At 66.3% G+C, this 12210-nt stretch carries 12 protein-coding genes and 1 tRNA gene; 5 read left to right on the top strand and 8 right to left on the bottom strand.

The features are described from left to right. Positions 1-37: 37 nt before the first annotated feature. Positions 38-424 (bottom strand): GntR family transcriptional regulator, encoded by a 387-nt coding sequence (locus CGU34_RS00920; protein ID WP_100812964.1) that lies wholly within the window; start codon positions 422-424, stop codon positions 38-40. 71 nt (positions 425-495) lie between these two features. Next, positions 496-846: a hypothetical protein gene (locus tag CGU34_RS00915; protein ID WP_100812963.1), complete on the bottom strand. Its 351-nt coding sequence runs from the start codon at positions 844-846 to the stop codon at positions 496-498. Positions 847-965: 119 nt separating this feature from the next. On the opposite strand from CGU34_RS00915, the gene CGU34_RS00910 reads away from it, so the two are divergent. The 3 genes from CGU34_RS00910 to CGU34_RS00900 are packed head-to-tail and all read left to right on the top strand — an operon-like array spanning position 966 to position 2877. After that, the gene (locus CGU34_RS00910) at positions 966-1535 is read left to right on the top strand and encodes a dihydrofolate reductase family protein (protein ID WP_100812962.1); all 570 of its coding nucleotides are present in this window, start codon (positions 966-968) and stop codon (positions 1533-1535) included. 26 nt (positions 1536-1561) lie between these two features. Continuing rightward, positions 1562-2101 (top strand): hypothetical protein, encoded by a 540-nt coding sequence (locus tag CGU34_RS00905; RefSeq protein ID WP_157811175.1) that lies wholly within the window; start codon positions 1562-1564, stop codon positions 2099-2101. Further along, a complete protein-coding gene (locus tag CGU34_RS00900; protein ID WP_100812960.1) occupies positions 2095-2877 on the top strand; it encodes a hypothetical protein in 783 nt (260 codons plus the stop codon). Before CGU34_RS00905 ends, CGU34_RS00900 begins: the two co-directional genes overlap by 7 nt. Positions 2878-2952: 75 nt before the next feature. Here the strand turns inward: CGU34_RS00900 and CGU34_RS00895 are convergent, their stop codons facing one another. The 4 genes from CGU34_RS00895 to polA all read right to left on the bottom strand — a co-directional run bounded on the left by CGU34_RS00895 (position 2953) and on the right by polA (position 9385). After that, a complete protein-coding gene (locus CGU34_RS00895) occupies positions 2953-3711 on the bottom strand; it encodes an SGNH/GDSL hydrolase family protein (RefSeq protein ID WP_100812959.1) in 759 nt (252 codons plus the stop codon). A 167-nt stretch (positions 3712-3878) separates the two neighbouring features. Then, positions 3879-4928 (bottom strand): LLM class flavin-dependent oxidoreductase, encoded by a 1050-nt coding sequence (locus CGU34_RS00890; protein ID WP_100812958.1) that lies wholly within the window; start codon positions 4926-4928, stop codon positions 3879-3881. Positions 4929-5041: 113 nt separating this feature from the next. Next, positions 5042-6718, bottom strand: coding sequence for a DUF885 domain-containing protein (locus CGU34_RS00885; protein WP_100812957.1), 1677 nt, complete (start codon positions 6716-6718; stop codon positions 5042-5044). A 9-nt stretch (positions 6719-6727) separates the two neighbouring features. After that, positions 6728-9385 carry a DNA polymerase I gene (gene polA, locus CGU34_RS00880; protein WP_198517637.1) on the bottom strand — a complete coding sequence of 886 codons (2658 nt, stop codon included), beginning with the start codon at positions 9383-9385 and terminating at the stop codon, positions 6728-6730. A 72-nt stretch (positions 9386-9457) separates the two neighbouring features. Between polA and CGU34_RS00875 the strand changes: the two genes are divergently transcribed. After that, the gene (locus tag CGU34_RS00875; protein WP_100812955.1) at positions 9458-9886 is read left to right on the top strand and encodes a hotdog fold thioesterase; all 429 of its coding nucleotides are present in this window, start codon (positions 9458-9460) and stop codon (positions 9884-9886) included. Positions 9887-9970: 84 nt separating this feature from the next. On the opposite strand, the gene CGU34_RS00870 is transcribed toward CGU34_RS00875, so the two are convergent. Next, complete coding sequence (locus CGU34_RS00870; RefSeq protein WP_036296230.1) at positions 9971-10591, bottom strand: ANTAR domain-containing response regulator; 621 nt, start codon at positions 10589-10591, stop codon at positions 9971-9973. Between the two features lie 38 nt (positions 10592-10629). On the opposite strand from CGU34_RS00870, the gene CGU34_RS00865 reads away from it, so the two are divergent. Further along, positions 10630-10712: transfer RNA gene (locus tag CGU34_RS00865), tRNA-Leu, on the top strand. A 31-nt stretch (positions 10713-10743) separates the two neighbouring features. Here the strand turns inward: CGU34_RS00865 and pyk are convergent. Further along, a complete protein-coding gene (gene pyk, locus CGU34_RS00860) occupies positions 10744-12192 on the bottom strand; it encodes a pyruvate kinase (RefSeq protein ID WP_100812954.1) in 1449 nt (482 codons plus the stop codon). Positions 12193-12210 lie beyond the last annotated feature (18 nt).

Genomic DNA, 12210 nt, shown 5'->3' with positions numbered 1-12210 from the left:
GCCGACTGTTCTCCCCGACTGAGCACGTAGGTAGAGGTCAGGTCAGCGCATCCGTCCGCGTTTCCGTCTGCAGCGCAGCCGCCACGAGTGACATCGCTTCTTCCGTGTCGAAGCGCAGGGCGCGAATCTGGTCGGCGAATACCATTGCCGCGCGCTGTGCTTCCCGGTGAGCGGCGTCGCCATGCGGTGCCACGAACGTGCCGTTTCTCCCCCGAGTTTCGACGAAACCGGATGCCTCGAGCTCGCGATACGCCCGCGCAACCGTCCCCGCGGCGATGCCGAGATCTTCCGCGAGCCGTCTCACCGTCGGCAGCCGTTCTCCGGGCACCAGTCTTCCCGTCTCGATGGCGCCGATGAGTTGGATTCGCAGCTGTTCGAAAGGCGGTGTGGCTGCGGCGGTTTCGATCGTCAGGAAGCTGTCCACTCCCCTATTGTGCTGCCGTTTGTACTATTGTGTCAACACATAGTTCAGCGACGCTTAGGCCAGCGGGTTCGTCAAAAGTCTTCGAGGTCCGTCCACTCCTGCTTCGGCTCGACCGGCACAACCCCCGCCGTCGGCGTGTGCCAGCCGAACTGACGCAGACGCGTCGCCTCCGTGGTCATCCTGTCGACGAGCTCGTCATCGACCAGGTCCGCTTCGTCCGTACGCACCTCGTGCGCGATCAGCTGGCTGGCGGGTCCGATGAGGAGCTCGACTCGACCCTGTTCGCCATCTTCTTCCATCGTCGGCACCTCGACGGTGGCCGATGCAGTCACTTGCGACAAAGCCTGTGCGTAGTCCAGCAGTGCGCGGGCGATCTCCGACCCGGTCACGATCGAATCGCCCGCGTAGTGGATTTTGTGCATGTTCTATCTGTATCAATCTCCCGGGTTTGACCCCACCCCCTATCGTCGGGCGCCCCTATCCGCTAGACCGTCTTTCGGATCGTCGAGCGGATGTCGGTTGCGCCTCGTACATTTGCAGGATGACCCGGGTCGTCTACTACACCGCCGCCACGTTCGACGGCTTCATCGCGGATGCGTCCGATTCCCTCGACTGGCTTTTTGCCGTACCGGATGCTTCCGAAGCGGAGGCCGGCATCGACTTGTTCATGGATCGCATCGGCGTCCTCGTCGAGGGGTCCACGACCTACCTGTGGGTGGTGGACCACGATCAACTGCTCGATCATCCGGAGAGGTGGGCGCAGTTCTACGCGAACCGTCCGACGTTCGTCTTCACGAGCCGGGCATTGGAAGCCGTTCCCGGCGCCGACATCCGCTTCCGATCGGGTGATGTCGTCGATACCTGGGCCGAGATTCTCGCTGCGGCCGGTGAGAAGGATGTCTGGGTCGTCGGGGGCGGCGACCTGGCCGGACAGTTCGCCGATGCGGGGCTCCTGACCGAGATCGTCCTGAGCGTCGCCCCGGTCACTTTGGGGTCGGGGCGGGCGCTACTCCCCCGCCGGCTGGAATCGGACCGTCTGAGCCTCGAGGGAGTGCGCCGGGTCGGTCAGTTCGCCGAGCTGACCTACTCTGTGGATAAGTCCCGACGCTGAGCTTCACCCCGCGCTAGCGTGTGGGCGTGCAGCGGCCCGCCCGGATCCTCGTCGTCGCGGCTCTCGCCGCCCTGCTCGCCGCCCTGCTCGCCGGGTGCGCGGCCGATCCGGTGATCGAGCCCACGCCCGCCCCATCCTTCCGTTCCGAGGCCGAGGCCTTCGCCGCGGCGGAAGCCACCTATCGCGCTTATGTCGATGCGCTGAACCAGGTAGACCTCGCCGACCCCGAGACGTTTGAGGCTGTGTACGCCTGGACGACCGGCGACTTGAATGCGGGCGAGCGAAAGCTCTTCGCCCAAATGCATGCTGATGGGGAATCTGTGACCGGCGCGTCTTCAGTTCAGCTATTCCTCCCCACGAGCTTTGACCAGAATGACCTTTCCGTGACCGCCGACGTGTGTCTTGATGTCTCAGGGGTTGACGTCATCGATCAGAGCGGTGGCTCGGTTGTGGCTGCGGACCGAGTGGACATTCAGTCGATGCGCGTCGAATTTCGTCCCAGCGCTGATGGTCGCTTCCTTGTCATGGAAAGTGTCAGCGGCAGAGACGACGGTCCGGCATGCTGATCGCGCCGCTCGTGCTCACACTCTCGATAGGGCTCTTGTTCACGGGCGCCGCGCGGGCCGACGCTTCACAGTGCTTGGGCGGAAGCTGGAGCGGCACATGCAGCGCCACCACGGACGGCTCCCAGGTCGACGTCGGCGCCGGGGTCACCACTCCGGGCAACCCCGGCGCGTCGAACGGCGAGGGCGGGTCCGGCGGCGGTCCCGGCGGTGGTTCGGGCACCACTCCCCCGGCAGCCGAGGAGGAATGTGACTCGGCTCTGTGCCGACCGCTCTACAGCGTCGTGACGCTCCCCGATGTGACCGCCGAAGATCTGCGCTCCTTCATTCCCGCTCTGCCGACGGTCACGGGCGAACCGCTGGGTCTCGGTGTGGTGGGGATGCCGACGAATCTGGTGGCAGCGTCATCCGTCCAGCTTCAAAGCGGGCCGCTGCTGGGGTTCGACGTGACCGTGCGCTTCACGCCAACCGGGTACCGTTTCGATCACGGCGACGGCACGAGCCGCACGACGACGACGGGCGGATCGAGCTGGGCCCGCCTCGGCGTTCCCGACTACACGGCGACCCCGACCAGTCACGTCTACGGCGCCCCGGGCTCATACCGCGCGGGAGTGCGGGTCGTGTACACCGCGGCCGTGAACTTCGGCACGGGCACGTGGCGGCCGGTCACCGGGGCCGTCACCTCCGCTCCGGCGTTCTACGACGTGCGTGTCGTCGTGGTGCGGACGGGACTCGTGCAGCGCACCTGCGCCGAAGACCCCTCAGGCCCCGGCTGCTGACGCCGCGAACGGACGCAACACGCCGTGCGCGTCGCCGATGCGCGGCGTGTTGGGTCCTCTCGCGGGGGTGCCGGCTCAACCGAGCGGAGGAACCGTCACCCACTCCGCATACTTGGCCACACGGCCGTCGCCGGACGACGTGCGCGTGATACGTCGACGCATCCACGGTCCGACATGCGTGCGGTAGTACCTGAGCCCCGTCAGCCCTCCGGCCGCGAGCGACGGGAGTTCCCACCAGTCGGCGGGCGGCGCGAGCCCGAGTGCATCCAGCACCCGAGCAGCCACCCGGTGGTGGCCGCGAGCATTCATGTGCAGCCGATCCTCCGACCAGAACGGAGGCGTTCCGAGGTCTGCGTCAGGCCAGTTGAGTGCCCGGACGATATCGGAACGGCCCTTCGCCCGAGCAAGGACTGCGCGTGACAGGGCATCGCCGCGACGCCGGATCATGCGGCCGAGCGGAAGCTGCTGCGACGGGTCTGCGCCCGAGAGCAGGATGAGCGTCACACTCTCCTCATCGCAGCGCCGGAGCACCTGCGTAAAGGCATCCGCGATGTGCTCGATGTCGGCGCGCGGACGAAGCATGTCGTTGCCGCCGCCGTTGAACGACAGATGCGTCGGCTTCAGCGCCAGCGCGGGCTCAAGCTGTTCGCGGACGATCGGCCAGATGAGCTTGCCGCGGATGGCGAGGTTCGTGTACTCGATGGGATTGGCGGTCGCGTTCGCCCATCCCTGAGCGACCAGGTCCGCCCAGCCGCGCGTCGTGCCGTCGGGGAGCTCGTCGCCGACGCCCTCGGTGAAGGAGTCGCCGATCGCGACGTAACGTACGGATGACACCGACCCAGCCTAGGCGCCGCGATGGTGACGGCGTCCCGCCGCGAGGCGCGGCTCACCGAGCCAGCGGGCACAACGACGCAAGAATCGCGCCCGAAGGCCCCGATCGGCGTCTCGGTGACGCTGTTGGGCGGATTCTGCGTCGCTGTGCACACGGAAAGCCGGGAGGGCTAAGCGGCGTGCGGCCCCGGATCTTCGGCGAGCAGCTCGTGCACCCGCGGAATGACACGCGTGCCGTAGAGCTCGATGCTCTTCATGAGCTTGTCGTGCGACAGCGAACCCGAAGCGTACTTCAGGTCGAAGCGCGAGATGCCGAGCGTGCGAACGGTCTGCGCGATCTTCTGGGCCACTGTCTCCGGCGATCCGGCGTACGTCGCACCCTCGGGCCCGACGTCGTGCTGGAAGCGCATCCGGTTGTACGGGGGCCAACCCCGCTCGCGACCGATCGTGTTGTTCAGCTCCTCGAAGCCCGGGTACGCCTCTTCCCACGCCTGCTGGTCGGTCTCGGCGATGTGGCCGGGCGAGTGGACGCCGACCGGCAGCATCTCGCTGCCGAGCGCCGCGAGCGAGCGGTGGTAGAGCTCGACGAACGGACGGAACCGGTCGGCCGGTCCCCCGATGATCGCCAGCATGAGGCCCAACCCGTGCCGCGCGGCCCGCACGACCGACTCCGGGCTGCCGCCCACCCCGATCCAGGCCTTGAGCCCGTTCTCGGTCTTGGGGAACACGTCGGCGTTGTGGAGCGGTGCACGGGTCGTGCCCTGCCAGGTGACCGGCTTCTCTTTCAGAAGCTCGGTGACCAGCCCGAGCTTCTCTTCGAACAGCACCTCGTAGTCGCTCAGCTCGTACCCGAACAGCGGGAACGACTCGATGAACGAGCCGCGCCCGAGGATGATCTCGGCACGGCCGCGTGAGATCGCGTCGAGCGTGGCGAACCGCTCATACAGCCGCACGGGATCGTCGCTCGAGAGCACGGTCACCGCCGTGCCGAGACGGATGTTCTCGGTGCGGGCCGCGATCGCCGAGAGCACGATCTCGGGACTCGTGATCGCGAAGTCACGACGGTGGTGCTCCCCCAGGCCGATGAAAGAGACGCCGACCTGATCGGCAAGCACCGCCTCGTCGACGACGTCACGGATGGTTTGGGCGTCGCTGACCAGAGAGCCGTCGGAGCCGCGGGTGATGTCGCCGAAGGTATCGAGACCGAGTTCGAGAGTCATGGGCACGCCTTTCTATTCACGTGTATGTAACAGGATGCCGCACTCAACCATTCCCGTCGACCCGACGGACTCCGTCTCCGGTCTGGGTCCCATCTCCGGCCCCTGATTCGAGGTCAGCCGCGCAGCAAGGCCGTGCGCAGCGTGTCGAGGCCGACGCCGCCCACGTCGAGCGCGCGTTTGTGGAACTCCTTGATCGAGAAGTCGGTGCCCCGGGCCTCGGCGTAGTCGTCGCGCACCTGCTCCCAGATGCGCTGCCCGACCTTGTACGAGGGTGCCTGTCCCGGCCATCCGAGGTAGCGGTTGACTTCGAAACGCACGAACTCATCCGGCATATTGACGTTCCGACCCATGAAGGCGAGTGCGTAGTCGGCATCCCAGATGCCTTGACCGTCCGGTCGCTCCTTGCCGAGGTGGACCCCGATGTCGAGAACGACACGGGCCGCACGCATCCGCTGTCCGTCGAGCATCCCGAGCCGGTCGGCCGGGTCGTCGAGGTACCCGAGGTCCTGCATCAAGCGTTCCGCGTAGAGCGCCCATCCCTCGGCGTGCCCGGAGGTGCCGGCGAGCAGGCGCCGCCACGAGTTCAACTGGGCACGGTTGTAGACGGCCTGCCCGATCTGCAGGTGATGGCCGGGGATGCCCTCGTGATAGACGGTCGTGAGTTCGCGCCAGGTGTCGAACTCGGTGACGCCCTCGGGCACCGACCACCACATGCGGCCGGGTCGGGAGAAGTCGTCGGTGGGGCCCGTGTAGTAGATGCCGCCCTCTTGCGTGGGAGCGATCATGCACTCCAGCGTGCGGATCTGCTCGGGGATGTCGAAGTGGGTCGCGCCCAGCTCGGCGACGGCTCGGTCGCTTGTTGCCTGCATCCACTCCTGCAGCGCCTGGGTTCCATAAAGCTTGCGCGACGGGTCCTTCTCGAGCAGGGCGACGGCTTCTTCGACGCTCGCGCCGGGGCTGATCTCGTGCGCGATCGACTCCTGCTCGGCGACCATGCGCGCGAGCTCTTCCGTACCCCATTCGTACGTTTCGTCGAGGTCGATGGAGGCGCCCAGGAAGCGTCGGGAATGCAGGGCGTAGACCTCGCGCCCCACGGCGTCTGCCTCACCCGCGGCGGGCGCGAGCTCTGCGCGCATGAACTCCGCCAGCTGGTCGTAAGCGACCCGGGCGGCTCCCGACTGGTCGGCGAGTTCGCGGGCCAGAGATGCCGGGAGTTGTCCCTCCTCGGGCGCGGCTTCGCCGGCGAACTCGGCGAAGAAGCCGTTGTCGGCTGTGTAGCGGCTGATCTGCGTGAGCACCTCGACGACCTGTCGCCGGGCGGGCACGATGCCCTGACGCAGACCTTCGCGGAGCGACGCCGTATAGCCCTCCACCGCGCCCTTGACAGCGCCCAGCCTGCGGGCGATGACTTCCCAATCGTCGGTAGTGGATGTGGGCATCAGGTCGAAGACCTCGCGGATCTCTTGTGCGGGGGAAGCGATCACGTTGAGGTCGCGCAGGTTCCAGCGGATGTCGTGCAACTCCAGCGCCAGACGAAGCTCGCTCGAGAGGTCGGTGCGGGTGATGTCGTCGATCGGATCCGTCGGCTGTGCCGCATCGAGGGCGCCCAGCGTCCGACGGGCCTCGTCGGCGAACCGCGCGTGACCCTCGGGCGAGAAGTCATCGAACCGGTCGGCGTGCTCCGTCCGGCCGATGTACGTACCGAGCGTGGGCGAGAGTTCTGCGAGCGTGTCGACCCAGGATTCGGCGATCGCGTCGATCTGCGTTTGCGTGCGAGTTGCTTCGGTCATCCTTCGAGCCTAGTGAGCGGCCTCGTTCCAGTCCGAACCTCGGCCGATCTGCACATCGAGAGGAACCGAAAGCTTCGCGGCACCGCCCATGCGGGTCCGGACGATCTGTTCCGTGGCGTCCCACTCCCCCGGCGCCACTTCGAGGACGAGTTCGTCGTGGATTTGCATCAAGACTCGCGACCCGAGACCCTGCTCGTGCAAGGCCGCGTGGATGTCCAGCACCGCGATCTTCATGATGTCGGCCGCACTGCCCTGGATGGGTGCGTTCAGCGCCGCGCGCTCGGCGTTCTCGCGCAGCACACGGTTCGGGCTGGCGAGGTCCGGGAACGGCCGACGGCGACCGAAGATCGTGGTGGTGTACCCGTCGATCTTCGCCTGTTCCACCGAAGCGCGCAGGTAGTCTCGCACGGCTCCGAAGCGGGCGAAGTACTCCATCATCAGCTGTTTGGCTTCGCTCTGCTCGATGCGGAGTTGCTTGGACAGCCCGAACGCCGAGAGACCGTAGACCAGCCCGTACGACATCGCTTTGACCTTCGTGCGCATGGCCGAGCTGACTTCGGCCGGCTCGACGCCGAACACGCGGGCACCCACGAAGCGGTGCAGGTCCTCGCCCGAGTTGAACGCCTCGATCAAACCAGGGTCTTCTGATAGATGCGCCATGATCCGCATCTCGATCTGCGAGTAGTCCGCCGTCAGGAGAGCCTCGTACCCCGGCCCGACTTCGAATGCGCTCCGGATGCGGCGCGACTCTTCGGTGCGGACAGGAATGTTCTGCAGGTTGGGGTCGGTGCTCGAGAGACGGCCGGTTTGGCTGCCTGTCTGCAGATAGGTCGTGTGGATGCGTCCGTCGTCCGCGATCGCCGTGTCGAGCGACTCGATGATCTGGCGCAGCTTGGTCGCCTCGCGATGCTGCAGCAGAAGATTCAGGAACGGATGCGGAGCCGTCTCTTGCAGGTCGGCGAGCACGGCGGCATCCGTGGAGTATCCCGTCTTCGTCTTGCGCGTCTTCGGCAGAGCGAGCTCTTCGAAGAGGACCTCTTGCAGCTGCTTGGGCGATCCGAGGTTGACCTCACGACCGATGGTTGCGTACGCCTCTTGCGCGATCCCCTCGGCACGCGCCCCCAGCTCGGCCGAGAACTCCGAGAGCTTGGTGTGCGAGACCGCGACGCCCGCGAGTTCGAGATCCGCCAGAGCCGTGAGGGTCGGCAGCTCGATGTCGTCCAGAACCGCGCGGACCGGCTCGGGCATGTCGTCGGCGAGAGCGTCAGCGACGCGCAGCGTGTACCAGGCGAGTTGCGCGGGAGTCGCGCCCTCGGTCTCGGGAACGAGCTGGGTCGGATCGGACTCCGGCAGCTTCTCGTCCAGGTACCGGTCGACGAGGTCGGCGAGGGTCTTGTCGGGAAAGCTCGGGCGCAGCAGCCAACCCGCCAGCAGCGTGTCGAATGCGAGTCCCCCGAGGGAGTATCCCGCCCGGCGGAGTGCCTTGACCTGCGGTTTGGCATCGTTGGTCACCTTGGGTGCCGGGCCGGCGAACCACTCCCCCAAGGCATCCCAACCGGGAGCATCCGCCGTCCACGTCAGCTCCAGTGCCTCATCGCTCGTCGCGAGACCCACGCGGTGCGGCATCCCCGACTGCAGGGTGACGGTGACACCCACGGAGACCTCAGGTGCGAGCGCGTTGGCCCACTCAGCCGCCTCGACAGCGGTCACTTCTCGCACCGTCGGGGCCGCGACGCCCGGCTCACGTGCGGCTGCGGCCGCGGTCTCTTCGGCGTCCAGCCCGACGGCTTCGAAGACGCGCGGCAACAGGGTGCGGAACTCGAGGCGCGCGAAGATGTCGCGCACCGCCTGCGCGTCGATCGGCTGCATCGCGAGGTCGGTCGGGCCCAGCGGAAGCTCGAGGTCCGTGACGAGGCGGTTGAGCGTGCGGTTACGCCGCACGGCATCGATGTGTTCACGGAGGTTGTTGCCGACGACCCCGCCGACCTTGTCTGCGTTGCTCAGAAGCTCGTCGAGCGAGCCGAACTGATTCAGCCACTTGACCGCGGTCTTCTCGCCGACCTTCGGCACGCCGGGCAGATTATCGCTCGTTTCACCGACGAGCGCGGCGATGTCTGGATACTGTTCCGGCCGGACGCCGTAGCGCTCGATCACCGCGGCGGTGTCGTAGCGCTTGAGCTGAGAGACGCCCTGCACAGACGGGTAGAGAAGCGTGACGTCATCCGTCACCAGCTGGATCGAATCGCGGTCGCCCGAGACGACCAAGACGTCGAAACCCTGCGCCGCACCCTGGGTCGAAAGGGTTGCGAGAACGTCGTCGGCCTCGTAGTCCTCTTTCGTCACGATCGGGATTCCCATCGCGTCGAGGGCGTCGCGCAATAGCGGGATCTGGCCGGAGAACTCGGGAGGCGTCTCGGAGCGGTTCGCCTTGTACTCCGCGTACTCGCGGGTACGGAACGAGGTACGCGACAGGTCGAAGGCGACCGCGATGTGCGTGGGTTTGTGGTCTTTGATCAGGTTCACGAACATCGACAGGAAGCCGTAGATGGCGTTCGTGTGCTGATGATCTTTGGTGGTGAAATTGTCGACCGGGAGCGCGTAGAACGCTCGGAAAGCCAGCGAATGGCCGTCGACGATCATGAGGGTAGGCTTTTCGGAGTCCGGCACCCCCACAGCCTAGCCACCGGTTCGGACAGTCCCCACGGGCGCGACCGTGCCCTCGCTCTTGAAGGAGGGCCCATGTCTGATGCTCCCGCCGTGGACCCGCTCGAATGGGTCAACCGACGCGGATTCGGCGCCTTGGGCGACAAGATGGGAATGGCCTGGGTCGAGTTCTCGCGCGAGCGTGCCATCGCCACGATGCCCGTCGAGGGGAACACGCAGCCCGTCGGCCTCATGCACGGCGGTGCCTACGTCGTGCTCGGGGAGTCGCTCGGCTCGATGCACGCGAACCTGTTGGCCGGACCCGGTCGACTGGCCGTGGGGCTCGATATCAACGCGACGCACACCCGTTCAGCCACCGAGGGTCACGTGACGGGCACCTGCACGCCCATTCACGTCGGCCGCAGCGTGACAGTGCACGAGATCGTCGTGACGGATGAACGGGGCCGACGCCTGTCGACGGTCCGCATCACGAACCTCATCAAGGACGTGCCCGCCGCGCCGTAAGGCCCCCGTGGTCCCTTCGACAAGCTCAGGGACCGCAACGGATCGGTCGCTGAGCTCGTCGAAGCGACCCGCCCGAGATGCGGGCTAAGCCTTTTTCGACGCCAGCTGCTCGATGATCGCCTTCGCGACATCCTGCATCGTCAGACGACGATCCATCGAAGCCTTCTGAATCCAGCGGAAAGCCTCGGGCTCCGACAGGCCCATCTTCTCGTTCAGCAGGCCCTTGGCCCGGTCGACGAGCTTGCGGGTCTCGAAGCGCTCGACCATGTCGGCCACCTCGGCCTCGAGCGTGATGATCTGCTGGTAGCGGCTGAGCGCGATCTCGATCGCCGGAAGCAGGTCGTTCGGCGTGAACGGCTTGACCACGTACGCCAGGGCGCCGGCCTCGCTGGCACGCTCCACGAGCTCTTTCTGGCTGAACGCCGTCAGCAGCACGACGGGCGCCACGTGGTTCTTGTTCAGCTTCTCAGCGGCGCTGATGCCATCCATGATGGGCATTTTGACATCCATGATCACCAGATCCGGACGCAGTTCGGTGGCAAGCTGAACGGCGGTTTCGCCGTCCCCTGCCTCTCCGACGACGTCGTATCCGTTGTCACGGAGGATCTCGACGATGTCGAGTCGGATGAGCGACTCGTCCTCCGCGACGACGACGCGCCTCGGGGTCGAGGGCGTGGGCGCTGAGTTCTGGTCTAGCTCGGTCACGTTTGAATCCTACGGTATGGTCATTCTCGGACGTGCGGGCCGGTGTGGCGGAATGGCAGACGCGACCGACTCAAAATCGGTTGCCCGTGAGGGCATGTGGGTTCGAGTCCCACCACCGGTACTTTTATCGGCCGCCCCGCCCGTCCCCGCGGCTACTCCCGGGTCTGGTAGATCGGGGCGGCGCCGTGGACGGCGTCTCCGACCTTGTGGACACGGATGTCGTTGGTCGAGCCGACGATTCCGGGAGGGGATCCCGAGATCACGACGACCTTGTCGCCGACGGATGCCAGGTCGTTCGAGAGCAGGTAGTCGTCTACCTGGATGAACATGCGGTCCGTGTGGGCGACGTGCTCGACCAGGGTCGACTGGATGCCCCAGGTGAGCGCCATACGGCGGCGAATGGCCGGCTCAGGCGTGAACGCGAGCATCGGGATGTTCGGGCGCAGGCGCGACATACGACGGGCCGAGTCGCCCGACTCGGTGAAGATGCAGAGGTACTTGGCCTCGACGAAGTCGGCGACCTCGATGGCGGCGAGGGTGATCGCGCCACCCTGCGTGCGCGGCTTGTTGGTGAGCTTGGCGATGCGGTCGAGCCCGTGCTCTTCGGTGGAAGCCACGATGCGAGCCATCGTCTCCACGACGACCACGGGGTACTCCCCCACGCTGGTCTCGCCCGAGAGCATCACGGCATCCGCACCGTCGAGGACGGCATTGGCGACATCGGATGTTTCGGCTCGGGTCGGGACGGGGCTGTTGATCATCGACTCGAGCATCTGCGTCGCGACGATGACAGGCTTTGCCATGCGACGAGCGATCTCGACCGCGCGCTTCTGAACGATCGGCACAGCCTCGAGGGGCAGCTCGACGCCCAGGTCGCCACGGGCGACCATGATGCCGTCGAACGCGTCGACGATCTCTTCGAGGTGATCGACGGCCTGCGGCTTCTCGATCTTGGCGATGATCGGGACGTGGCGTCCCTCTTCGGCCATGATGACGTGCGCGCGCTGGACGTCCTTCGCGTCACGCACGAACGACAGCGCGATGAGGTCGGCGCCGATGCGAAGACCCCAGCGGAGGTCGGCCTCGTCCTTTTCGGACAATGCGGGGACGTTGACGGCGACACCGGGCAGGTTGATGCCCTTGTTGTTGGAAACGGGACCCGCGACGATGACCTTGGTCGTGACGACCGTGTCGGTCTTTTCGACGACCTCGACCTTGACCTTGCCGTCGTCGATCAGGAGGAAGTCACCGGGGTTGACGTCCTGAGGCAGCCCCTTGAAGGTCGTCGAGACGATCTCTTTCGTGCCGGGGATGTCGTCGATCGTGATCTTGAAGATGTCGCCGACGGCGAGGTCGTGGGGGCCGTCGGCGAACTTGCCGAGGCGGATCTTCGGGCCCTGCAGATCGACCAGGATCGCGACGGGGCGACCCGCATCCTCCGCCGCCTTACGCACGTTCGCGAAGTTGGTCTCGTGCACGGCGTAGTCGCCGTGGCTGAGGTTCATGCGGGCGACGTCCACCCCCGCGTCGATGATCGCTCGCACCGACTCGTAGGTCGAGGTTGCGGGGCCGAGGGTGGCGACGATCTTGGCACGTCTCATCGTGTGATGCTCCGGTGG

It is taken from the genome of Microbacterium lacus (assembly GCF_002812805.1).
Taxonomy (GTDB): Bacteria; Actinomycetota; Actinomycetes; order Actinomycetales; family Microbacteriaceae; genus Microbacterium; species Microbacterium lacus_A.
The sequence above is the reverse complement of the archived record's forward strand: the minus strand, read 5'-3'. Positions and strand labels throughout refer to the sequence as shown.

Coding starts and splice junctions, on each gene's coding strand:
- CGU34_RS00875 (WP_100812955.1), top strand. CDS start 9,458: ATGTCTGATGCTCCCGCCGTGGACCCGCTCGAATGGGTCAACCGACGC.
- pyk (WP_100812954.1), bottom strand. CDS start 12,192: ATGAGACGTGCCAAGATCGTCGCCACCCTCGGCCCCGCAACCTCGACC.
- CGU34_RS00890 (WP_100812958.1), bottom strand. CDS start 4,928: ATGACTCTCGAACTCGGTCTCGATACCTTCGGCGACATCACCCGCGGC.
- CGU34_RS00915 (WP_100812963.1), bottom strand. CDS start 846: ATGCACAAAATCCACTACGCGGGCGATTCGATCGTGACCGGGTCGGAG.
- CGU34_RS00885 (WP_100812957.1), bottom strand. CDS start 6,718: ATGACCGAAGCAACTCGCACGCAAACGCAGATCGACGCGATCGCCGAA.
- CGU34_RS00910 (WP_100812962.1), top strand. CDS start 966: ATGACCCGGGTCGTCTACTACACCGCCGCCACGTTCGACGGCTTCATC.
- CGU34_RS00900 (WP_100812960.1), top strand. CDS start 2,095: ATGCTGATCGCGCCGCTCGTGCTCACACTCTCGATAGGGCTCTTGTTC.